Here is a 24,015-nt window from a genome sequence, read left to right on the forward strand (position 1 = left end):
CCCAGATAGAAATCCCCAACAGGTTGGTAGGAATGAACGGGAGGATAAAACCAGGCTACATCCTCAAGAGTACGAAATGGAAGGAGCCTTTTCTCGTCGAGATTGTGAACGAAAGTGGAGACACAATCATGGTGGGAGGCCACTACCTCAACTCCCGCAAGGCCGACCTCTACATACTGACAAAAGCCGACCTTGAGGAGATTGAAATCATCACAAATCCCCTCGACTTCAAAGGAGACCCAGAAGCAGTTGCCCTCGCAATCGAGGGAGAACGGTACCATTTCGCCTCACTCTATGACCCAATACTCGCGGTCAGCGTCTCGAAAATAGCACCCCTTCCATTCCAGATCGACGCGGTCTACAACCACATCCTCAGGAACCCCGAGATACGCTTCCTCCTCGCGGACGACCCCGGTGCCGGAAAAACCATCATGGCGGGCCTTGTGATAAAGGAGCTCAAGCTCAGAGGCTTGGCGGAGAGAATCCTCATAGTCGTTCCCGGCCATCTCGTACCCCAGTGGAAGAGGGAGATGAAGGAGAAGTTCCAGGAAGAGTTCACTATCGTCAACAGGGAGATTTTCCGGACGACAACCGACGTTTGGAGACGTGAAAAACAGGTAATTGCCTCAATAGACTTCCTCAAGCGGGAGGACATTCTGAAAAGCCTTGAGAACGTTGATTGGGACCTCGTGATAGTGGATGAAGCCCACAAGATGGCCGCATACCGCTTCGGGAAGAAGATCTACCGCACGAAGAGGTACAAAGTGGGTGAAGTGCTCTCAAGGAACTCCACCCACATGCTCTTTCTTACGGCCACACCACACAAGGGAGACCCGGAAAACTTCCGTCTCCTCCTTGACCTCCTTGTTCCGGGCCTTTTCAGCGACAAAGAGATACTCCTTGAGGCGATAAGAAGAAACGAAAACCCCATATTCCTCAGGAGAATGAAAGAAGACCTTGTAGACTTTGAGGGAAAGAAGATATTCAAGCCCAGGTACTCTCACACGGTGAACTTCAACCTCACTGACAAGGAGATCAGGCTCTATAACGACCTATCCCTCTACATCCACGACCAGTACACGGTTCTCGAAGGGAGCAGGCGGAGCATAGTCTTCCCGCTCGTGATACTCCAGAGAAGGTTCGCATCGAGCACGTACGCACTTCTCCAGTCCCTCAGGCGCAGAAAAGCACGCCTCAAGGAGTACCTTGAGAGCGGAGAGCTTGAGAACAAGGGTGTGCAACTCGACTTTGAGGACCTCCTTGAGCTCGAGGATGAGGAAGAGAGGGAAAGGTGGAAGGCCGAGCTGAGGCTCGAAGGCCTCCCCATAGTGAGAAAGAGGAAGCTCATAGAGGCCGAGATAAAGACTCTCGACAAGCTCATAAGGATGAGCGAGGAGCTGATAGCATCGGAGGAAGAGACGAAGCTCAAGAAGCTCAGAGAGACGCTGGACTTCATAGCGAGGGAGCACGGCGAGAAAGAGAAGATCCTCATCTTCACGGAGTTCAAGGACACCCTTGAGTACCTCGTGAACAAGCTCCAAGAGTGGGGCTACACGGTCACCTTCATCCACGGCGAGATGGACATGGAGACGAGGCTCCAACGCGAAAAGGACTTCAGGGAGTGGGCTCAGGTCATGGTGGCCACCGAGGCGGCCGGAGAGGGTATCAACCTCCAGTTCTGCCACCTGCTCATAAACTACGACATCCCCTGGAACCCCAACCGGCTTGAGCAGAGGATAGGAAGGGTGCACCGCTACGGTCAGAGGTATCCGGTTCACATCTTCAATTTCGTGGCCAAAAACACAAGAGAAGGCATGGTACTTGAGAGGCTTCTCCACAAGATAGAGGAGATAAGGAAGGCCCTCGGGGATAAGGTCTTCGACGTTATCGGAGAACTCCTCGATGGGGAGAACCTGTACACCCTCCTTGCGGAAGTCGCCGTCATGCTCAGAGACCCGGACAGTGTCCTGAAGGAGGAAGAGCCAAAGCTCCGGCCAGAGGAGATAAGGAAGAAGGCGGAAGAGCTCCTCGGGGAGAGCCTCGCGACGAAGCACATAGACCTGAGCAGGATAATGCAGCTCCTTGAGAAGGCCGAAGAGAACCGGCTATCGCCGGAGTACCTCGAACTCTTCTTTATCAAGGCCATGAAGCGCCTCAACGCGAGAATACGGGAGAAGGAACCACACGTTTACTCGGTTGAGAGAACCCCCAGGGTCCTGAGGGAGATAGCGGAGAGGAAGCAGTACGGCACGGTGGAGCGCTCGTACAAGGCCATAACCTTTGACAAAGCAATCTCCGAGAAAAGGGACGACGTGGAGTTCGTCTCGTTCGGGCATCCGCTCTTCGAAGCCCTCCGCGAGTGGGTTCAGGAGGGGTACCTCAAAGAGCTCCAGCGCGGAGCGGTCTTCTACGACCCCAGGAACAGACTCCACGGCACCATCTGGTTCTTCGAGGGTGAAGTTCAGGACGGCTTCAACAAGACGGCGGGCAAGACGCTCGTGGCGGTCTACGACGATGGAGAGAGCCTTGAGGTCATAGACCCGAAAATAATATGGGACTTCGAACCGGCCAGAGACTCCCCCGAGGTGGAGGTTGAGTTCAGCCGGAGAGAGAACGCGATGATCTACGCCATGAAGGTCCTCGAAGAGTACAAGGACAGGCTTCTCAAGGAGAGGAAGAGGCAGGCGGAGATAAAGGAGAAGTACGGGGTGAAGTCCCTCAAGAAGCTGATAGACGACCTCGACTACAAGCTGGCCGAGTACGAGCTCCTCCCGCCGGAGGAGAAGAAGAGGTACGCACTCACCATAAGGAACCTTGAGGAGAGGCTGAACCGTTATCGGAAGGCGCTGGAGGAACTTCCGGAAAGGATTGCCAGGGAGACGAGCCTCATGGTAAGACCTCCCGTCTTCATTGGGGCCATCTACGTGCTCCCGAGGGGAGAGATGGGCGAAGACCCGACGATAGAGGAGATAGGGATGCAGATAGCTATGGAGTACGAGAGGAGGCAGGGAAGGGAGCCGAGGGACGTGTCAAAGGACAACCTCGGCTACGACATCTACTCCGAGGGGAAGGGTGAGAAGAGGCACATCGAGGTGAAGGCGAGGGCAAGGCTTGGCAACGTCGAGCTCACGTGGAACGAGTACGTTACCGCGAAGAGGCTCCGCGACAAGTACTGGCTTTACGTCGTTGCGTACGCCGCTGAAAAGCCGACCCTCTACATCATCCGCGATCCCGCTCACACGCTCAAGGTCGTGGAGAAGTACGAGATAAGGTTCAAAGTCCCGGTTGAAGAGTGGAGAGAGAAGGGTAAGAAGGTTGAAGTCTGAGGAGGCGGTAGAATGGAAGACAAACGCTTTATCGAGGTCGCTTTCCCAGTCAAGGCGGTAAGTGAGGAGTCAGCAAGGGAGAAGAACATAAGGCACGGCCACATCTCAACGCTCCACATCTGGTGGGCGAGGCGCCCGCTGGCTTCTTCCCGCGCGACCAACTACGCCGCACTCATTCCGGCCACGAACGACGAGCACGAGATTGAGAGGAGGAAGAAGTTCATAGCCGAGCTCTCGAAGTGGGAGAATTCACTCAACGAGGAAATCATAAGAAGGGCCCGCGAGGACATCATGGAGTACTTCAGGCAGATACGTGATGACCCAAACCAAGAGAGGCCCCGTGTTCTTGACCCCTTCGCGGGTGGTGGCTCCATACCGCTTGAGGCACTGCGCCTCGGCCTTGAAACGTACGCCCTCGACTACAATCCAGTTGCCGTTCTCATCCTCAAGGCGGTCCTTGAGTACCCCCAGAAGTACGGGAAGAAGAAAGGAGCGCTCGACGAGTGGATAGCTGGAGGGAAAGGTGAAGGGAAGGACTACGACCTCGTGAGGGACGTGAAGAAATGGGGCGAGTGGGTTCTCCAGGAGGCAAAGAAGGAGCTTGAGCGCTTCTATCCCAAAGACGAAGACGGCTACATCCCGGTCGGCTACATCTGGGCGAGAACGATAAAGTGCCAGAACCCGGCCTGCGGGGCCGAGATACCGCTCATGAGACAGTTCTGGCTGGCGAAGAAGAACAACAAGAAGGTGGCGCTCTACCCGTACGTTGAGGGGAACGAGGTGAAGTTCAAGATAGTGGGAGACGGCTACGAGCCAATGCCTGCAGACTTTGATCCCTCGAAGGGCACCGTGAAGGGCGCGAAGGTCACCTGTCCCGTCTGCGGCATGACCCACGACGCGAACACCACGAGAAAGCTCTTCCGCGAGGGGAAGGCCGGCCAGAGGATGGTGGCGGTTGTTCTCTACCACCCGGAGAAGAGGGGCAAGGTGTACCGCCTGCCAACGGAGAGGGACGTCAAAGCCTACGAGGAGGCGAAGCGCTACCTTGAGGAGAAGCGGGCGAAGCTGATGGAGGAGTGGGGCATCGACCCGGTGCCGGATGAACCAACGCCGGAAGGCAGGGGCAGAGGGGCCGAGAGGGCATTCTCAGTGAGGAACTACGGACTGAACACCTGGGGCGACCTCTTCAACGACAGGCAGAAGCTCGCGCTGATAACATTCGCCGAGAAGGTGAGGCAGGCCTACGAGAAGATGCTTGAGGAGGGCTACGAGGAGGAGTACGCGAAGGCCGTGGTGACGTACTTGGCTTTCACACTCGATAAGTTGGCAGATGCATGTAGTTCAAATGGCAGGTGGAAGCCAGATACAGTACAACTCATCCCCACCCTCAGTGGACGACAAGCAATCCAGATGATGTGGGATTATTTTGAGCTGAATCCAATTTCAGGGGCCAGTAGGGAATGGTCAAACACTCTATCCGTTATTCTGAGTAGTTTCAGAATATTTGAACAGATTGAATTTCCAGCCAGAGTCATTCATTCATCAGCTACATCTCTCCCATTCCCGGACAACTACTTCGACGCCGTCTTTACCGATCCGCCCTATTACGACAACGTGCCTTACTCCTACCTCAGCGACTTCTTCTACGTCTGGCTGAAGCGTACAGTTGGAGACCTCTATCCTGAGCTGTTCATAACCCCGCTCACGCCGAAGAGCAAGGAGCTCGTGGCTTACACCCAAAACCAGGACTGGGAGGCGGCGAAGAGGTACTTCGAGGAGGGAATGAAGCAGGCTTTGAAGGAAATCCACCGCGTCCTCAAGCCGAACGGAATCCTCGTGCTCGTCTATGCTCACAAGACGACAGAGGGCTGGGAGACCCTCATAAACTCGCTCCTCGACTCGGGCCTCGTCCCAACCGCTTCATGGCCAATTCACACGGAGATGGCAAACAGGCTCAGAGCGAAGGAGTCTGCGGCTCTCGCATCATCAATCTACATCGTCGCCCGCAAGGTGGAGAAGCAGGGCGTCGGCTGGTTCGATGAGGTGAAGCGGGAGCTCAAGGAGAAGCTTGAGGAGAAGCTCGACCAGCTCTGGAGGGAGGGCATAAGCGGTGCGGACTTCTTCATCTCGGCCATAGGCTCGGCCATTGAGGTCTTCGGCAAGTACGAGAGGGTTCTCGACTACGAGGGCAACGAGATAAGGGGCGACCGCCTGCTCCAGCTCGTGAGGGACATGGTGAGCGATTACGCCATAAGGCAGGTTCTCAGGGAGGACATCTCCTCCGAACTTTCTCCGCTCGCGAAGTTCTACGTGCTCTGGCGCTGGACGTACGGCGAGGCGAAGGTTCCATTCGACGAGGCGAGGAAGCTGGCAACTTCCGTCGGCCTCGACCTCGAAAAGGAGTGGAACAGGGGCTTCATCGTGAAGGAGAAGGAGTTCATCCGGGTTCTCGGCCCGCAGGACAGGAAGCTCAAGGAGATAAAGGGCAACGACCTCATCGATGTCCTCCACAAAGCTCTGCTCCTCTGGCAGGCCAACAGGAAGAGGGAGATGGTCGGCCTGCTCGCCGAGACGGGGTGGGGCGAGAAGGACGTCTTCTACAAGGTGGCCCAGGTCATCAGCGAGGTTCTCCCGAAGGACAGCAAGGAGAAGAAGCTGCTCGACGGCTTCCTCGCAGGCAGGGAGCACATAAAGCGGGCCATTGAGAAGGGCGATTACTCGGTTTTCAACGGAGAAGAGGAATCAGGAAAGCAGGAGACGATTGAGCGGTTCATAAAGGGCTGAGCACTCTATTCGGCCCTCTTTTCAATTTCGTCGAGGAGATAAACCACCTGAAGCTTTATCTCCGGGTTCTCCGCTCTCAGTTCCTCAAGGACTTTCCGGGCGGTTCCCGCAAAGTTTCTATCGAGAGTGTAGAGGGTACACGGCTCGTCTGTCTTGGCCGAGAACATTACCGCCTCGCTGAAGATGAGGGCATCGTAGTCGTCCTTGAATCTCTCCCTTACCCTGTCGTAGATGTCTATCGCGGATTCAAGCTCTTCAGTTTCAAAGCTTACAATCCTGTGGGTACTGCTGAGCCTGTCTATCTTCGACATCTGCTCGATTATGAAGTCGTTCATCTCCTTGAGGAGCTTCACCCGTTTTCTGACGAGAAGAAGGCCCCTCTCCTCGGCGACTTTTACAATGTACTCGCAGAAGTTGAGGATTTGAGGCTCGGTTTCCCGGCAGATTTGAATAGTGAGCTCTCTGATGGCCCTTATCTCTTCCTCTTCGCTTGAGAACTCCATTTTGTTCGCTTTGCTTATGGCCTTCTTGAGCTTTGTGAGGGCGCTGAAGGCTTTTTCATAGAAAGTCTGTCGGAGTTCCTGGTAAACGGACTCCATTATGTCCATTCGACTGTCCTTGAAGAACTCCTCAACGAGCTTGTGGTTGGGGTCAGTGTCTACGACTTTGGCCACTACGATGTTGGTGTCGACGAAGTTGGCCATCCCTTCCCCACCAGTTTGATGAGTTCCTCGATTTCCTCCGGGCTGGCTTTTCTTTCAAGCTCGGGAACCATCTCGACTATGTCCTTCCTGAGAAGGGGAAGGTGCTCGAGCTTGCCGTTGAGTATCGCAAGTATCCTGAGGCTGAGCATGAGGATGTAGATTGAGAGCTCCGGGTTCTTCCAGTCCTCCAGCATCTTCTCGTAGAGCTTGATGAGGAGCGCTATTCCCTGGTCGAGTGTCATGTACCTCTCAAACTCTTCATCCGGCATCTCCGGATCGGAGGCTATCTCAAGGATGCTCTCCCTCATGGAGTTCAAAAGCCCCATCTGTCTCCTGATGTCGGTTCTTATTGAGTTCTTGAGCTCGTTCTCGTTGAGGATGTGCATAAGTTCGTCTATCTCGTCCATCACATCGGCGAGCTCTTCCTCGAATATCTTGAGCACTTCGGATTGAGCCTTGAGGTAGTGCATCCTGCTCGCTTCGCTGGGCAGTACCTCGATTATACGGGAGATGAGAACGTCCTTCTTCTCATCCAGCAGTTCTCTCAGGCGGAGGAGTGCCCTGAACCTGTGAGTCTGGTGCTTCTTCCTCACGTAGGGAATGGCAGAGAAGTAGGGGTCTATGGCGTCAAGTACCCCCATAAGCAGGTCATCGCTGTACTTATCGATCACAACCTCAGGAAGTGCCCAATGGCCTCTCCCGCTCTGAAGGGATTCCATGGTTCTCACTGTTTGCCATTCCGATGCAGTCCCTTATAAATGATTCCATCGAGAAACTCTGTCGATGAGGGTATGGGGGAACAGAAAAGCTTTTGTATCTGTGACACCTCGTAACACGAAATGGGTGACTGCCTCCTGAGGGGAATAGCGGGTCTTGTAGTTGTTGGGTTTATTGTACTGATGTTCTTGGCAACGACTTGGGAGTGGGGACTCGTTCAGCACGGAGCAACATCCGAGGAGAAAGTGGCAATCCCGCTGAGCTTCTCAAATGATTCCAGCGCCTCGATTCCAGCCAATACAGTGGAGAGTACTTCTCCAAGCGTCTTTTCTGGTGAGTCCAGGGAGCAGGTCCCTTCAATGTCGGAAGAGCTCAAACCACTCAACCTGAGCCAGGAAGAAGCTCTCCAGCTCAGGACGAGCCTCCAAAACTTCACCCAGAGCCTGTGGGATAGCATATCCACGTACGGTTATGACAACGTTACGATTGCTTTGGCGACCTCCATTGCATCCCTTCCCATGCTCCCCGAATGCGAGAACCTCTCAGGATACCAGAACCTTACCGCATACAGCGAAGAAGTTTCAAACCTTACGGTGGCCCTCCACAAGTACAAAAATCTTGCAGAGGGCCTATCAAAAGATTACGGGATTGAACTGCCTTATTTGAACGACAGAGAAATCAGAAAGCTCAAAAACACCCTCAAGCCCTCACAGGTTGAAGACATGTTTATGATGTGCTCGTTTGCCCGTGACTACAACAGGCTCATCATAGCAGCCGGGCAAGTGGTTCCAGGAGATAGGGACACCTACTCGGCTTTCTACGAGAGGCTCTTTGTAGTGGGGCTGGAACTCATCTTCATGAAGGAGAACGTTGCTTACAAGGTTTCGTACAAGCTCGTGGGCAATCTCCTCTGGAAGACCCACCTTTTCCACGTGATATACCGCTATGGGGGTAGCACCGCTCTCAAGGTCGTCATGAGCACAATGCACTGGGAGATCAGGGGACTTATAAACAGGTACTTTGAGGCCTTTGGAGACAATCCAGAGATGGTAGAGGAGCTCATTTCAAAGATTGATGATCCGGACTGGGTTCGGGCTCAAGTGAGCTCTCTGGGGGAGCTACTCGGAAACAAGACCAAGGAACTCATAGGGAACAAAACGGACCTCGTGGATAAACTCAAGGGTCTCTTTGGGTCGGATGGTGGATGAGCAACCGGAAAGCCCAAATACTCCCGAGGGTATATGGTTCGGAGGTGTAACCATGGAGCTGAAGCCGTTTTACCAGATCGCCATTCCCCACGATGATATAAAGGAAGGGAAGTTCACCCTTGATACCTTCGCCGCTGACCTCTGGAGCGTGTATCAAGACAGGGGACCTGAGGATTACAGGAACCCTGAGCTCTTCTGGGAGAGAACGTACATAACGAGTGGGTTGAGTGCCCTCCTTGACATAGCAAGGAAAAGACTCCTCGAGGGCGTTGGGGACGCGGTGATACAGCTTCAGACTCCCTTTGGCGGGGGTAAGACTCACTCGCTTATAGCCCTCTATCACAAGGCCAAGAAGTGGGGCGCGAACGTGGTCGTTCTTGATGGGACTGCCTTTGACGCGAGGGAGGTCATCCTCTGGGAGGAGCTTGAGCGCCAGCTCACGGGCAGTGTAAGGCGCCTCAAGGGCAACGTCGCCCCGGGAAAGATAAAGCTATCGGAACTCCTTGAGGAGAAGGCTCCAGTGCTGATTCTCGTTGATGAACTCCTTGAGTACATGGTAAAGGCCGCTGGGGTTACCGTTGGAGAAACCACCCTCGCCGACCAGACACTGGCCTTCATCCACGAGCTCACTGAAGTCGTGAAGTCCACCGACAGGGTTCTTCTCGTCATGACCCTTCCGTCCAGCATTCTTGAGCACTACTCGGAGAAGGCCGAGGAGTACTTCCAGAAGCTCCAGAAGATAGTGGGGCGCTCTCAGAAGGTGTTCACTCCAGTACAGGAGGAGGAAGTCCATGACGTCATCAGAACGAGGCTCTTCAAGAGGATTGATGAGTCCGAGATGGAGGCCGTTGTGAAGCGTGTGGTAGAGTACCTTGAGAAGGAAGGCCTCATCCCTGAGGGCCTCAACGCCTATCAGTACCGCCAGAGGTTCCTCAGGAGTTACCCCTTCCAGCCAGAGGTCATTGACGTTCTCTACCACCGCTGGGGTAGCCTGCCGAAGTTCCAGAGGACGAGGGGCGTGCTGAGGCTCCTCTCCATAGTGGTCCACTCGCTCATCGGAAGGGATGTGTCCTTCATCAGGCTCTCCGACTTCGACTTGAGTGTCAAAACGCTCAGGGACGAGCTCATAGACATCATCGGGGAGAGCAGGTACTACTCGGTTCTTGATGCTGACATTCTCTCGCCCAACTCGGGCGCAAAGCGTGTTGACAGGATGGTCGGCGAATCCTACGAACACTATCGCGTGGGGACGAGGGCGGCAACTGTCATCTTCATGTACTCCTTCTCCGGCGGGGACGTGAGAGGAGCCACCACGAAGGAGATAAAGCTCTCCTGTGCTGACACGAGGTACTCGAGCAGTATAGTGGGGGACGCCATCCTCTACCTCAAAGATAGTCTGCTCTACCTCCACTACCGCGATGGTCGGTACTTCTTCAGCCTTGAGCCAAGCCTCAACAAGCTCGTCGTGGACGAGATGAACAACGTGAGCGAGGAGCAGATAAGGGACGTTGAACACGAACTGCTGAAGGGCCAGCTCAAGGGGCGGTACTTCAAGGTCTACCTGTGGCCGAGTAAGCCGGTGGACGTTCCCGATAGTGACCCAAGCTTGAAACTCGTTGTTCTCCCAGAATACGACAAGGAGAAGGTCCTCCAGATTCTGCAATCTTATGGCGGTAGCGAGAGAGTCCACAAGAACACCCTCATCTTCCTCGTTCCAAGGGAGACTGAGAGGGCCAGTTTCAACAGGCTCGTGAGGAGGTATCTTGCATGGAAAATCATCGACGAGAAGGCAAAGAGGGGCTCCCTGGAGCTCACTTCAGAGCAAAAGAATGACGTGAAGGAGAATTTGAAGCGAGCACGGGAGGACATCGTTCAAAAGATAGCGGAGCTTTACAGGCTGGTTCTCCTGCCCACGCGCGGTGGCTACGAAGAGCTTGACCTCGGCATGAAGCCTGTGGGCATCAAGAAGACCATCGAGGAGCTCATCTATGAGAAGCTCAGGGAAGAGGGTAAGCTCGTCGAGAAGATGGCCCCAGTGGTCATCGAGATGAAGTACCTGGATGGAAAGGAGTACGTTCCAACGAAGGCACTCTACGAGAGCTTCCTCAAGACTCCGGGAATGCCTCTCCTGAAGAGCAAGAGCGTGCTTATAGACGCGATAAGGCAGGGAGTAAGCGAGGGACGCTTCGGATTGGGATACCTCACCGGGGAGGAGGTAACCTGCGAGTACCTTGGTGAAAAGCCCACGGTCACTCTCGACGAGAAGGAGGTCATCGTGAACAGGAAGTACTGTGAGGAGCTGAGGACAAGAGCAAAGGCTGAAGCTGAGGCAGAAGCTGAAGCTCAAGCTATAGCTCAAGAGAAAGCTACAGCTGGGAGCGTAGCTGAAGCTTCCGGGGAAGAGTGGAAGCCTCCCGCAGTCAGAGACAGGCAGGCTGTGCTTGTGCCCCCGGAAACAGAGGGTAGAGAAGAAGTAGTGGTGGGAAGCCAGGTAGAGTCCATTCACCTGCACCTGACACTGGGACCAGGAACTGGAGGGCTGAGGGACATATTGAGGGCGTTGAATCTGCTGAAGATCAAGTTTGAGAGGGTTACCATCGAGATAAAGGCAGAGAGGGGGAACATGAGCCAGACGGAGTATGAGAATCTGCTTGAGACGTTCAGACAGCTCGGGATTGACGTTGAAGAACTTGGGGAGGAATAACATCCCTTCTTTTGTTCCCTTATAAGTAGCTGTGAGGGGTTTGATTCACGAGTCACGATTCACTACCATATCCAACCATCATGATGAGGACCACCTCACCATACCTCCACCTCGTACATCATGAGTCGTGAATCAGCCCCATAGTTGCTATTATTTGACCCCCTGTCGTAAGTTTACCCTCGATTTTGATGATATTACCCTTCATTATTGAGGCGAAAAGTTTTTATATAGTGTGCGCACACATAGTACCGAGGTGAAATCAGATGGGTAGGTATAACCTGTACATACCTGCCTCCACAAAGTACCTTCTCAGAAGGGCTTCAAAGAGACTACACACCAACCAGATGGATCTGGCCCGTAAAATCGCTGAGGGAAAGGTTGATTTTGACGACATATACACCTGGGGTCTTGATTTGAGGGACAGGGAGAGGATAAGGTTCCTCTATGAGACCGAGAAGGAATTCGCCTTCAAGGCTGTTTTTCCCGTGCGTACAGAGAATCCCAATGAAGTGAGAAGTAGCATTCTGGCCGTAAGTGAGATGGTCAGGAGGATTGTAGAGAAGTTTTACCAGAACCATGAAGATCTCTATGAGGCGATAGGGAGTGTCCATACTGCAATTTGGAGAATACAGCACACCGATGGACTCACAGAGTGGGACAGGAAGCACCTTGCAAGGCATGTAGAAGAGATTCAAAAGCTTCTCAGGGGTGATGAACAATGATGCCAAAGCACGCCAGTCTTATCAGCGACGAAGATAGGGCAATCCTCGAAAACAGGGATGCTCTTTCTGGCATGATACGGAAGTACCTGGAGTTCCTCTATGAGAACACGAAGCAAGAGTACTGGTTCGAGGTGAGAATTCTTGGGATGGATGGAAGCGTAAAGCGTAGGTTGTTCAGAATCAAGGACATTGGGAGGGCTACGAGTTACATCATCAGAGAAATGAACTCGGACAGCAGAATAAAGGGCATATACGTCACTATAAATCCTGCCGGAGGTCAGAAAGAGGGCTCTTTTACGAACGATGACATACTCGAAGTGATAAACCTGCCAATTGATGTGGACATCTTCCACAACAGAGTTCCATCGGAGGTTGAGATATCGGCTGTGAAGGGAGCGATAAAGGGGGCTGTCCGGAGGCTGTTTGGGAAGTACAACTTCAGGTACATGATAGTTTTCTCGGGCTTTGGATTCCACGTGTACCTCAAGGTGAACCCTGTGGAAGTTGGGGACAGAAACTGGCAGGCGGCTTTCCGGGAGGTTGGAAGAGAACTCGCAGACGAGTTTGAGAGGGTGCTCAAAGAGAGCATAGACCCAAACTATTCATATCTCGTCGAGGATGCTGTGGATAAGAGCGTGTACAACCCTTCACGCATTATGAGGGTTGCTTGGACTGTGAACAGGCGAAAGATAGGTGGAACAATCTACGAGGCCGTTTCAAAGATAGTTGAGATTTCCGGAGCGGACAGGCTTGAAATTGACGAACTCGTCAAGAAAAAGCTCCGGGAAGGTATTACAACGCGGGAAGAGCTCCACATTGAGAATATGGGTAGCATAAGGCTCAACAGCGAGGAAAAAGACGCCTTGATAGAAGTCCTGAAAAAGTACTACATGCCTGGCAGGAGGCACAACCTCGTTCTCGGATTTGCCGCCTTTGCTTGGCACAAAGGGATTCGAGTGGAGGACACACTCGAAGTTGTGAGAAGAGTGTACGTTGAGACCCGGGATAGTGACCCTTGGGATGATCGGGAGAGGGCAGTTCTGGACACGTACTCGGCGACGCTGAAGAACTACAGGAGCTACCTGGGGAAAGGGACTATCTGGGAACTCAACAGGGCACTCCGCTCATACTACCAGCGGGCAATGACAAAAAAGAAGGAGGAACCAAGTGAGTACTCCGTAACAAGTGCTCAAAGGGTTCTCTCCAATGATTTTGACCTTCTTGAGTGGCTTATCGAGCGTACCTCCGATATAATCAAAGAGGTGGACGAAAAGAGTGGCAAGGTAACGTACAAAGTCTCGTTTGTTGTGGAGACAACAGGAAAGGTGGAGACAATCGTTCTCAAGAACACGGAGCGGACAGAGAAGGAGAAGATGTTCTATGCTCTCAACGAGGACTTTATGGCCCACTTTGGGGTTTACATAGTTGACCCGCTTTCAATCAGGAAGCTCAACAGACAGGAAAGGAGTAAGCTCAATGACATTCTCGCCAAGATAATGCTGGATTACTATGCATTCGTTACAAGAAACGCGAAAGAGATTGTAATAGAGGAGTACGAAGAGGTCAAGAACGTTTTCCTGGATATCATCGAGACCGAGGTCCTTGAGATAGTGAAAATTGACGAGTTGAATTCAATAAGCGGAGACCGTGTCGACGAGATGTTCCGGAAAAGGATAATGATCTACGCTGAAAACGAGAACAGAGTCTATTTTGACCCCCATCTTCTCGAGTATGGGGCTGAGACACGTGGATTCGCCCGAACTCTTGCCAAGTTCCTTCATAGAATAGGGATTATTGACAAGAAAACCTGGAGAGAAGTCAGGCGGAGCAAGTCTTTGAGAAATGGGGGACACGTATACCTCTATTATCTGATTTCAGACAGATTCTTTGACTTCCTTGAGAAAGAGAACGCCATAAAGCCTCCAATAAAGACAATCGATGAGTACTTGGATGAACAGGAGTACGTGGATCTTGATGAGATTGCAGAGGAGAGTGTTGTGGCGTGAACGCCCAGATAACCATTCTGGGACCTCCAGGGACAGGAAAGACCTCTGCTCTCATCAATCTCTACAAGTACTTTATAGGAGACGCTTCCACGGATGTTACAAGCTTCGTGCAACGATACAACCTCAATAAGCTCATCATGAGAAGGGATTACACGAGCGACGAGGTGCTCTTTCTCACCTTTACAACTTCTGCAGTCAGGGTTCTGAAAGAGAGAGGCATTTACAACGCGTACACTCTGCATAGTTATATCACAAGGGTTCTCATGCGGAATAAGCTACTCACGCCGTCGGGATTCATGAAAGAGCCGTTTATTGCCGCAATGATGGAAATGAATTACGGCTATGACTTCAGGGACCGGTTCAGTTCACATCCATCGAACGTTGCCGAGATAAGGTACAACTACTATTTCAACGTCTATTATGACAAAGACAGCGAGGAAATTCTTGAAATCGTGAAACAACGGGAGAAAAGTGCCGTGTACCAGAGAATAAGGGATTATGTGGAATGGAGAGAGAAAAAGGGCATTTTTGACTATGTATCAGTTCTCAGGTACTTCCTCACAACAACTCCCGCTACACTCGCTCCGGAGAAGGAGGGCAGTGAGCCCAGGGTCATGATAATGGACGAAGCTCAGGACTTCAGTCCCCTTCAGTGGGCAGTTGTGAGAAGGTTGAGACGCATCGGCCTCCTCGACTATGTCGTTGCAGCTGGAGACCCGAACCAGTCGATATATTCATTCCAGGGGGCTGATCCTTCCGAGTTTGAGAATTTCATGGCGTCTGGTACGGTTGTTGTATTGAAGAGAAGTTATAGACTGCCCAAGCACGTGTACAACAAGGCGGAGATGCTTACACGCTGGCTCAGGACCCACTTCGAGTATGAGCCACGTGAGGAACTTGGCAAGGCTATCACGGAGTACTTGAAAAGGTCCAATCTACTCAAAATGGACAGGACAACAGGCGATAAAGTGATTCAGATTCTTGAGAGCGTTATGAACGAAAATAAAACCGTTTTCGTCCTTACGAGGACAAACAAGCAGGCAAGAGAGCTCGAAAAGTACATCATTGAGGCGGGATACAGAGTTTCGAGGATAAAGAATGATGACAGTCTCTATGACCTCCTTGAGGAAGTCATCGCCTTCGAGGAGAAAAGGAACGTCGGACTGAGGCTGTTCTTCGCTGTAACATCTCTGAACGAGGAAGGAATTCGGCTTCGGTCCCTGTTCAAGACGCCCACAGAAGCCATAATGAAGGTCGAGGAATGCCTCAGTGGGAGAGAGCACCTCAATGATGAAGAGAGCGAAGCGGGGGGATGCTCTGATGACGTTCTATCCCTTGCAAGGTTCATTGAGAACCATTACCTTGATGTTCTTGATCATGAAGAGAAGCGTGTTTTGGATGGGCTCAGAAGGAGGAGGAATGGAAGGGTAATCCACGTGGACACGATGCACGCTGCAAAGGGTGAGGAGGCTGATGTTGTCATTGTCATTGATTTCGTGAATCGCAAGATTGAAAAGGAGATTCAGAGGGATGAGAACGCTTTGAAGGAGGAGGTAAGGGTTCTTTACGTTGCGATGACTCGTGCGAGAGAGAAGCTCTATGTTCTCACAAGCAAGTCAAAGAGGTCTGTGTTGGGGTATGTGAGGTTTTGAGTTCTGGTGGGGGGCAAGAGCCCCCCGGCCATAGGTAGCCACAGGAAGATGGCAAGATGCTATTCACACGGCCACCTCGAGGTGACCATCGGCTATTGCACATCATCGAAATAAAACATGCTTTTGTATCAGTCAATTTTTGAGATGGAGGCTTGTGAGAGGCAAAAATAAATAAGACCGTCGGCCAAAATAGTATCAATTTTGTGATATTTTTGCGCATTGGAGGTGAGAACTTTGAGGAAGCGCATATGTATCACAGTGAGCGACCAAATAATTGCTTTTTTGAATGAGAACGACATTCAGAAGTCTGCATTTTTTGAGGCAGCAGCTCTTTTGTATATGGCAATAATGTCAGGAACGCAACAAAATCAAAATTTCTGGCGGGCCGGGCGGGATTTGAACCCGCGACCTTCGGCTCCGGAGGCCGACGCTCTATCCATGCTAAGCCACCGGCCCATGCCCATAGTTATTCCAGGCAGGGATTTAAAAATCTAATTCTTTCCAAAATGGAGCACTGTACACAGTGGTACCCAATTGCACAAAAACTTTTTAGCCCCGACACCCTATCATACATCAGGGAAGGATGGTGGTAACATGGAGCCGCACGAGTTCAAGCTTACCGAGGAGGGGATGAAGGCCGTTCTCCCGCCGCTCGAGGCGGAGATAATGGAGCACATGTGGAAGGTCAAGGTGGCAACGGCCGGCCAGGTCTACGAGTACATGAAGGAGAAGCACCCTGACATAAGGCGCTCCACCATAAGCATACTCATGAACCGTCTCTGCGAGAGAGGGCTGCTCAAGAGGAGCGTTGAGAAGGGAAGGGGTGGAATGAGGTACGTCTACGCCATAACCGCCACCAGGGAGGAGTTTGAAGAAAAGGTCGTCCAGAGCATACTGGATGCTCTTATGACGAACTTCAGGGAGGCGACCTACGCTTACCTGTCCAAGATCAAGAAGTGATGACGATGCTGTTCATCATAATGGCCCTTGAGGTCCTGCTGGCGGTGATAGCACTGGCAGAGCTGGGCCTCGAAATATCGCTGGTGGCCTTCGGGACCGTGCTGGCGCTCTACGTGTGGGCCTCAACCCACGACATCAAGGGCGAGTACGTCCCCCTCCAGCGGAGCGAGATGCCCTGGCTCTACGACGGCATTGCAGAGATGGCCAGGAAGGCGGGCCTGCCGATGCCAAGGGTGTACCTCTTGGATGACTACATCCCCAATGCATACTCGTTCAAGAACACGATAGTGCTCTCCCTCGGCCTGTTCGAAGTCCTCGACCAGGAGGAGATACTGGCGGTGGCCGCACACGAGCTGGGGCACATAAAGAACGGCGACACCAGGACCTTCCCGGTTCTTGCCTACGGGAGGTACCTCATGGTGATGTTCACGGCGGTCCTGATGCTCCTGACCAGAAGCCCCGTCATCAGTGCCGCCTCACTGACGCTCCTGGGCCTCTATGAGGTGACCCGCGCGAACTTCCACAAGGAGCGGGAGTTTCAGGCGGACGAGACCGCCCTGAGGCTCCTCGATACACCGATGAACCTCAAGCGCGCCCTGGAGGAGCTGAAGTACTACGAGGACCTCCGCGTCGGCATCAAGTCGAGCGTACTCCCGAGCATCGAGCCGTCGATCGAGAGGAAGCAGAAGGTTCAAATAATAGAGACCCACCCGAGCTACGATGAAAGGATATTCCGGATCATCATCGAGATGGACGGAAACAACATGTTCAACAAGCGCATGCAGTGATGAACCATGACGGTTGAAATCTTCCTTGATAGGGGGAAGGCGGACAGGATAAAGCGAATCCGGCCGACCAAGGACGAGTACTTCATGCTTATAGCGAAGCTCGTGTCGCTCCGCGCGACGTGCCCGAGGCTCCGTGTCGGGGCCGTCGCCGTCAAGGACGGCTACATACTGGCCACCGGGTACAACGGGGCCCCGCGCGGAATGGATCACTGCATCGACGCCGGCTGCCTGATAGTCGATGGACACTGCCACAGGGCCGTCCACGCGGAGCAGAATGTAATAGCCATGGCGGCCAGGAAGGGCATAAGCCTCGAGGGGGCAACGCTCTACGTCACCCACTTCCCCTGCGACACCTGCTTCAAGATAGTCATAAACGCCGGAATAAAGGAGATAGTCTACGAGGAGATGTACCCAAACGAGGCGACGGAGATTCTGCTGAAGGAGGCCCAGAGGAAGGGGATAGTGAAAATACGACAGTTCAAACTGCCAAAAGAGCGCGTTAAGGCATTCCTGGAGGAACTCTTTGGGGAGTTCAGGGTTTAGTGCCTCTTTTCCATCTCCTCAAGCCTTCTGTTTATTTCCTCAAGCTCTATCGCTATCTTCCTCGTCAGTTCCGTTATCTCCCGCTCGGTTTTATCGACCGTGAGATAAATCCTGAAGACGAGTATGTAGGCGAGGCCGATTCCTATGACGAAGAGGGCGTCGAGACCCCTCCCAAGGCCGAGGAGTTTCCTGATCTCGTTGGCTATCTGAACCGGAAATATCGAGACCACCAGCAGGCCGATGAGAATGGCCTCCCAGAAGAGGAAGTCTCCCCACTCGAACTCCCTGCGGCCGTACCTGCCCAGGACGTACACCATCAGGACGAGAACGACCGCTATGGCTATGTACTGAACCGCATACATATCCATCACCTCAGCTTATCGAACAGCAGGTTGAGCGCGATTTTAACTCCCTCAAATATGTTGGTGCCCTTTTTCATAGAGTACTCCGTGTAGACGGCCTTTATTGGAACCTCAACTATTCTGCACCCGCCTTTGGCGGCCTCAATGATGATTTCGCTCGAAACGGCGTACCTGTCGCAGGTTATCCTTATCCTGGCCGCGCAGTCGCGGCTGAAACACCTGAGCCCGCTCTGGCTGTCGCTGACGTATTTCCTGGCAAAAACCGCCGTTATCGCGTCGAGGACGAAGTTGCCAAAGCGTTTGACAAACGGCATCTGACTGGTGTCGCCCTTGAGCCTGGAGCCGACCGCGAAGTCCGCCTTACCCTCGGCAACGGGCTTCATTACGCGGAGGGCGTCGCTCACGAGGTGCTGACCGTCGGCATCGAAGGTGACGATCAGCCGGGCGTTTTTCCTGAGTGCGTAGGCGATGCCCGTGCCGAGGGCACCGCCGAGCCCCCTGTTGACCAGGTGCGTGAGAACGTGAACGCCCTTTGAGCGGGCTATCTCCTCGGTCCTGTCGCGGGAGCCGTCGTTGACAACGATTATCTCGTCGCTCCGGAAGTAGCGCAGCAGATCCTCCAGAACGGTGCCAACCATGCGCTCCTCGTTGTAGGCAGGGACGACGATATACGTGTCCAGAAGGGCCTCAATCAGACTTCTAAACCCCTCCATCGTTGGAACCTCAAAGTCCGGCTCGGCATCGACGGAGAAGCTCATCCTCCCTGACTCGTGGGAGGTTATCATGACCGAGAGCGCCCCAAGCTCCTTCGCCGGCAGGATATCGTAACCGTGGTCACCCACCACTATGGTTCTGGTCGGCTCAACGCCGAGGGCCTCGATTATCCGTTCCAGCTGACCGGCGCTCGGTTTAAGTTCTCCAGGAGGGACATCGTCCCGCGTGGACACCACGCTGAAATATCCAGCTATGCCGTGCATCTCAAGGGCCCTGAGGGCAGCCTTCCTGGAGCTGCGGGTCATCACCGCCATCCGGATGCCCCTCTCCTTGAGAAACTCCAGGGTCTCCCTGACGCCCTCAAAAAGAAAGCTCTCCGATATGCGCTCGGTTTCAAGCTCCACCATATGAGAATAGAGCTCTCCGAAGTCCCTGCCCGTTTCCCCAGCTATCCTCTGAAGGTTCTCGTACATCGGAGTGAGGTTCCCGAGGGCCTCCGCGGGTATTCCTTCCGCCAGGAGCCTGGATTTCAGCTCCTCTTTGAGTTGAGCGAAGGGTTTTGGAGCACCAACGAGCGTTCCATCGAGGTCGAAGACTACGAGCCTCACGTCCATGCCGTCCACCGAAGGGTTTATTTTTGGGCGTTCCTACAAGCAAGGGGTGCCTGGATATGATAGAGGTTGCTCCGCTTATAGGTTTAACCCTGACGCTCATCCTCACCCCTTACCTCACGGGGAGATTGAAGCGAGCGGGCATCACCGGAAGGGACATACACAAGCTCGACCGGCCCGAAGTCGCCGAGATGGGCGGGCTGGCGCTCCTCGTTGGCATCCCCCTGGCGCTGGCACCGGCCCTCGATCCCGAGACCGCCCGGGCCCTCCTTGTGTTCCTGCTCTTCGGAGTCGTTGGAATCGTGGACGATCTGACGGCACTCAGACAGTCCCACAAGGTGGCCCTCTCCCTCCTGGTCGCGGTTCCGACTGCATTCCTCGGGGTATCTTCGCGGATAGACATCCTCGGCCACACCATCGATTTGGGAATCCTCTACCCCGTCTTCGCGGTGCTCTTCGTTACTGGCTCGGCAAACCTGGTGAACCTGCTGGCCGGTTTCAACGGCCTTGAGATTGGAACCTCCGCCGTGGCCCTGGGCTTTCTGGCAGTGGTAACAGATGGACCGGCGAGGGGTCTGGCGCTGGCGGGACTCGGCGCCGCCCTGGGGTTCCTGTGGTGGAACCGCTACCCTGCGAGGGTCTTCCCCGGCGATACCGGAACGCTGAGCATGGGCGCGCTGATTGGGCTCGTCGGAATACTCGGAAAGGCCGAACTTTACGCGGCGATACTCCTCGTCCCGCACTTTCTGGACTTCGTGATAAAGGCGGTTGGGGTCAGGTTTGGGGTCAGAAAACATGGAAGAACGGAAGTGCTGCCCGACGGGACGCTGAGGGCTCCCCCGTACCCCAGCTTTCTGGGAACGATTATGAGAAAGGTCAAGGTGAACGAGCCGAGACTCGTCGCGATAGTCTGGGGGATAGAGTTCATTCTCGGGCTTCTGGTTCTCGTTCTTCATCTATCACTTTGACCATTCCGAAGCCGTACCTCGTTTTTTCCCCAAAACCGTTCTCATAGCCAAAGCGGGCTATCTCCCTCGAGCCGGTGTAGCGGAATATCATGAGCGAGCCGCGGTAGTAGGTGTCCTTGACGAGTATCCGGACGGGCTTGAACTTGACAACGTCTATTGAAAAGTCCCTCTCCTCTGGCATCTCCCCCATTATGGCGGAATAGCGCATGAGCATTACCTTGCGGAGCTTGTCAAAGAAGCTCTCCTCGTTGGGATAAAGGTCCCATATCTTCATCCGGTTGCCGCTCAGCTTAACCGTCCTGACCATTATCGGGCTCAGCGTCGAGAACAGGGCGCTTTCCTTTATCCGGGGTTCCTTGAGGACCTTTATGTCATCGGCGATGAAAGTGGCGTCCCCGATCTGCAGGATTGGACTGTCGATGAAGCCCTCAACGACCGCCTTTATCAGTTCGTTCGAGGAGGACGAGATGTAGAGCGAGACATCGTCCGAGAGAACCCTAATTCCCCGGTCAGGGATGAGCTCGCGCTTCCGCACCATTATGCGTGAGAACGTGAAGTAGTCGACGTGGCTTACTTCAGCTTCCCGGGCTATTTCAGGGGACACAGTGGCCATCTTGGCCACAAGCTGAGTATATACGTCATAATTGTAGTTGAACGGCAGAATCGTGCCCTCCTCCGCGGGCCTGAACTTTATCTCCACCCTCATTACAACCCACCCCTTGGTATAGCCTTCCTATACTCCGCGTTTAAAGTTAATAAGAATTTCGCAAATTAAACCATCGAAGGATTACTTCAAAAAGGTGTCGGGAGAATCCGCACGTTTGATACCAAAAGTATATAAATCGTCCGGCCAATCCCTCTGGGAAGGATAGAGTTAAAAAGACCCTTCTACAGAAACCTTAATTGTGAGAGGTGAAAGGTTATGAGCGTTGAAAACGTCGATATCAAACCAACGGACGAGTACGATGATTACGTCATATATCTGAAGAGACGCATAAGACAGCTTGAGCTCCAGGTGAGGACCCTGGAAGCCGATAAGGAGAGGCTGGAGAGGGAGCTTTCCCGCCTGAGAATGGAGATGTCCAGGCTCAGACAGCCCCCGGCCTTCGCGGGGACGCTTCTCGAACTGCTCGACGAGGACAGAGCCATAGTCCAGAACTACAACGGACCGCGCTTTGTCGTCAGGATAGCGCCATGGATCGAGCGCGAGAACCTTAAGCCGGGTTCGAGGGTGGCCCTCGACCAGAGGACGATGGCAATAGTCGAGCTCCTTCCCAGCGAGAAAGACCCAAGCGTCCTTGGATTTGAGGTCATCGAGAGGCCCAAGGTCAGCTACAAGGACATCGGAGGCCTGGACAGGCAGCTCCAGGAGCTGAGGGAGGCGATAGAGCTTCCGCTCAGGCACCCCGAGCTCTTCGAGAAGGTCGGAATCGAGCCGCCGAAGGGGGTTCTCCTCTACGGTCCGCCCGGCTGCGGAAAGACCCTCATGGCCAAGGCCCTGGCCCACGAGGCCAACGCAACCTTCATCCGCGTCGTTGGCAGCGAACTCGTGAGAAAGTTCATAGGAGAAGGCGCAAGGCTCGTCCACGAGCTGTTTGAACTCGCCAAGGAGAAGGCGCCGACCATAATTTTCATAGACGAGATAGACGCAATAGGAGCGAAGAGGATGGACGAAACCACCGGCGGCGAGAGAGAAGTGAACAGAACCCTCATGCAGCTGCTCGCTGAGATGGACGGCTTCGACCCGAGGGGCAACGTCAAGATAATCGCCGCAACAAACAGGCCGGACATCCTCGATCCGGCTCTGCTGAGACCAGGAAGGTTCGACAGACTCATAGAGGTCCCGCTCCCGGACTTCAAGGGACGGCTGGAGATAATCAAAGTACACACGAGGAAGATGAACCTCAGGGACGTCGACCTGCGCGTCATAGCGGAGATGACGGAGGGAGCCAGCGGGGCCGACTTAAAGGCCATAGCGACCGAGGCAGGAATGTTCGCCATAAGGGCGAGGCGCGAGTACGTCACCCAGGAGGACTTCATGAAGGCCATCGAGAAGGTCTTCGGCGCGGAGCAGAGGCTCGCCCAGCAGATAGCCATGCACGAGGTCATGTACGGCTGAGCCGTTCCCCTCTTCTTCCTTCCATACCTTCCTCCAGTTTTATGACCGCCCACGCCAGCATGTACATCGCTGGTATCGACAGGAAAGCCTTCTCGTAGCCGAAGTGGTCTATCAGGAGACCGACGAGATAGGGCCCCACCGTGGCCCCAAAGAAGCCCACCATGTTGACGAAGCCCATAACGGAACCGAGGTTCTCTCCGGTGGCCTTTTCGGAGGTGTAGGCGGTGACTATGGCGCCGACCGAGTAGAACGTGACGCCCAGCGGGACGATAACCCAGGGAGATGCCGTCACGGCCAGGAGGAGCGTGAGGAGGGCGTTGAGGCCGAAGACCACAGCCACGCTGCGTCTCCCGATCCTGTCGTACAGGCCGCCCCCAACGAGCGAGCCGGCGATTCCAATAACCGAGAGAAGGGAGAACAGCAGGGACGCGGTTTCAAGGGAGACCCCCGCGTTCACCAGGAAGGACACAAGGAACGTGAGGAGACCAAAGAAAGCCGCCAGGACTATGAAGTTCGCCGCACTGAGGAGGAAAACGTTCCGCGGGATGGAGAACGTAACCCGGGAGGGTCTGGACACCTCGCCTCTGACGGCAAGGGCCAGTGCGATTCCTATCGTCGCGCTTAGAACCGAGAGCATCAGGAAGGCGTAGCGCCATTCGAGGTTCACCGCTATGGGAACGACTATCAGAGGCGCTATCCCGCTGCCGACGGGCGGGCCGACCATGAAGACGCCCAGCGCGGAGCCCTTCCTCTCGCGGTAGACCTCGCTTATCAGGGCAGTTGCCGGGGCATAATAGAGGCCGGAGAAGATGCCGTACAGTGCTCGAACCGCGAGCAGTTCCCAGTACCCGCGGGCGAAGACTATGAGTGCAGACGAGAGCGAATAGCCGATTATGCTAAGGGTGAGGAGGCGTTTTCTGCCGATTCTGTCGCCGAAGTAGCCGGCGGGGACCTGGACAAGGGCGTAGGGCAGGAGAAGGGCGGTCATCAGAAGCCCTGCCTCGGCGTTGTTTATCCCCAGCTCGGCCTTTATCATGGGGATGAGGGGAGGGATCGCCATCCTGTGGGCGTAGTTGAATATCCAGCCGAGGCTCACGAGGGCAAGGAGCTTCTTCCTCATGCTCTTC

Annotated in this window: 18 protein-coding genes and 1 tRNA gene; 12 read left to right on the forward strand and 7 right to left on the reverse strand. The window is 54.0% G+C overall.

Annotation, left to right across the window (positions count from 1 at the left end; translation table 11 throughout):
- The first annotated feature begins 32 nt into the window (after positions 1-32).
- Positions 33-3,326, forward strand: a complete 3,294-nt coding sequence (locus tag FH039_RS11115) for a helicase-related protein (protein WP_139681852.1) — start codon at positions 33-35, stop codon at positions 3,324-3,326.
- Between the two features lie 12 nt (positions 3,327-3,338).
- Positions 3,339-6,110 (forward strand): DUF1156 domain-containing protein, encoded by a 2,772-nt coding sequence (locus FH039_RS11120; protein WP_139681367.1) that lies wholly within the window; start codon positions 3,339-3,341, stop codon positions 6,108-6,110.
- Positions 6,111-6,115: 5 nt separating this feature from the next.
- Here the strand turns inward: FH039_RS11120 and FH039_RS11125 are convergent, their stop codons facing one another.
- Complete coding sequence (locus FH039_RS11125) at positions 6,116-6,814, reverse strand: hypothetical protein (RefSeq protein WP_139681368.1); 699 nt, start codon at positions 6,812-6,814, stop codon at positions 6,116-6,118.
- Positions 6,784-7,533, reverse strand: a complete 750-nt coding sequence (locus tag FH039_RS11130) for a hypothetical protein (protein WP_139681853.1) — start codon at positions 7,531-7,533, stop codon at positions 6,784-6,786. Before FH039_RS11130 ends, FH039_RS11125 begins: the two co-directional genes overlap by 31 nt.
- Before the next feature lie 120 nt (positions 7,534-7,653).
- Between FH039_RS11130 and FH039_RS11135 the strand changes: the two genes are divergently transcribed.
- The 5 genes from FH039_RS11135 to FH039_RS11155 all read left to right on the forward strand — a co-directional run bounded on the left by FH039_RS11135 (position 7,654) and on the right by FH039_RS11155 (position 15,823).
- On the forward strand, positions 7,654-8,739 hold the full coding sequence (locus tag FH039_RS11135) for a hypothetical protein (RefSeq protein WP_139681369.1): 1,086 nt from the start codon (positions 7,654-7,656) through the stop codon (positions 8,737-8,739).
- A 52-nt stretch (positions 8,740-8,791) separates the two neighbouring features.
- Positions 8,792-11,443, forward strand: coding sequence for an ATP-binding protein (locus tag FH039_RS11140; RefSeq protein WP_139681370.1), 2,652 nt, complete (start codon positions 8,792-8,794; stop codon positions 11,441-11,443).
- 263 nt (positions 11,444-11,706) lie between these two features.
- Positions 11,707-12,165, forward strand: coding sequence for a hypothetical protein (locus FH039_RS11145; RefSeq protein WP_139681371.1), 459 nt, complete (start codon positions 11,707-11,709; stop codon positions 12,163-12,165).
- Positions 12,162-14,171: a hypothetical protein gene (locus FH039_RS11150; protein WP_139681372.1), complete on the forward strand. Its 2,010-nt coding sequence runs from the start codon at positions 12,162-12,164 to the stop codon at positions 14,169-14,171. Before FH039_RS11145 ends, FH039_RS11150 begins: the two co-directional genes overlap by 4 nt.
- Positions 14,168-15,823, forward strand: a complete 1,656-nt coding sequence (locus FH039_RS11155) for a UvrD-helicase domain-containing protein (RefSeq protein WP_139681373.1) — start codon at positions 14,168-14,170, stop codon at positions 15,821-15,823. The genes FH039_RS11150 and FH039_RS11155 overlap by 4 nt, the downstream gene beginning before the upstream one ends.
- A gap of 378 nt (positions 15,824-16,201) precedes the next feature.
- On the opposite strand, the gene FH039_RS11160 is transcribed toward FH039_RS11155, so the two are convergent.
- Positions 16,202-16,279: transfer RNA gene (locus FH039_RS11160), tRNA-Arg, on the reverse strand.
- Between the two features lie 138 nt (positions 16,280-16,417).
- On the opposite strand from FH039_RS11160, the gene FH039_RS11165 reads away from it, so the two are divergent.
- Genes FH039_RS11165 through FH039_RS11175 form a run of 3 tightly spaced genes read left to right on the forward strand, consistent with a single transcriptional unit; the run spans position 16,418 to position 18,114 of the window.
- Positions 16,418-16,783 (forward strand): BlaI/MecI/CopY family transcriptional regulator, encoded by a 366-nt coding sequence (locus tag FH039_RS11165; protein ID WP_139681374.1) that lies wholly within the window; start codon positions 16,418-16,420, stop codon positions 16,781-16,783.
- Positions 16,784-16,788: 5 nt separating this feature from the next.
- A complete protein-coding gene (locus FH039_RS11170; protein ID WP_139681854.1) occupies positions 16,789-17,571 on the forward strand; it encodes a M48 family metallopeptidase in 783 nt (260 codons plus the stop codon).
- A gap of 6 nt (positions 17,572-17,577) precedes the next feature.
- A complete protein-coding gene (locus FH039_RS11175; protein WP_139681375.1) occupies positions 17,578-18,114 on the forward strand; it encodes a deoxycytidylate deaminase in 537 nt (178 codons plus the stop codon).
- On the opposite strand, the gene FH039_RS11180 is transcribed toward FH039_RS11175, so the two are convergent.
- Together FH039_RS11180 and FH039_RS11185 are read right to left on the reverse strand one after the other, a co-directional pair.
- Entirely contained in the window at positions 18,111-18,476 is a 366-nt protein-coding gene (locus FH039_RS11180) for a DUF2304 domain-containing protein (RefSeq protein ID WP_139681855.1), read from the reverse strand. The two genes, FH039_RS11175 and FH039_RS11180, sit on opposite strands and share 4 nt — an antisense overlap.
- 5 nt (positions 18,477-18,481) lie before the next feature.
- Positions 18,482-19,804 (reverse strand): HAD family hydrolase, encoded by a 1,323-nt coding sequence (locus tag FH039_RS11185; RefSeq protein ID WP_139681856.1) that lies wholly within the window; start codon positions 19,802-19,804, stop codon positions 18,482-18,484.
- A gap of 56 nt (positions 19,805-19,860) precedes the next feature.
- On the opposite strand from FH039_RS11185, the gene FH039_RS11190 reads away from it, so the two are divergent.
- Entirely contained in the window at positions 19,861-20,769 is a 909-nt protein-coding gene (locus FH039_RS11190; RefSeq protein ID WP_139681376.1) for an MraY family glycosyltransferase, read from the forward strand.
- Here the strand turns inward: FH039_RS11190 and cas6 are convergent.
- The gene (cas6, locus tag FH039_RS11195) at positions 20,726-21,475 is read right to left on the reverse strand and encodes a CRISPR-associated endoribonuclease Cas6 (RefSeq protein ID WP_139681377.1); all 750 of its coding nucleotides are present in this window, start codon (positions 21,473-21,475) and stop codon (positions 20,726-20,728) included. The genes FH039_RS11190 and cas6 overlap by 44 nt on opposite strands.
- A 216-nt stretch (positions 21,476-21,691) precedes the next feature.
- Here cas6 and FH039_RS11200 point away from each other — a divergent pair, with 216 nt between their 5' ends.
- Positions 21,692-22,888 (forward strand): proteasome-activating nucleotidase, encoded by a 1,197-nt coding sequence (locus tag FH039_RS11200; protein ID WP_139681378.1) that lies wholly within the window; start codon positions 21,692-21,694, stop codon positions 22,886-22,888.
- On the opposite strand, the gene FH039_RS11205 is transcribed toward FH039_RS11200, so the two are convergent.
- Entirely contained in the window at positions 22,875-24,008 is a 1,134-nt protein-coding gene (locus FH039_RS11205; RefSeq protein ID WP_139681379.1) for an MFS transporter, read from the reverse strand. The two genes, FH039_RS11200 and FH039_RS11205, sit on opposite strands and share 14 nt — an antisense overlap.
- Between the last annotated feature and the right edge of the window lie 7 nt (positions 24,009-24,015).

Origin of the sequence: Thermococcus indicus (assembly GCF_006274605.1) — an archaeon.
GTDB lineage: Archaea > Methanobacteriota_B > Thermococci > Thermococcales > Thermococcaceae > Thermococcus > Thermococcus indicus.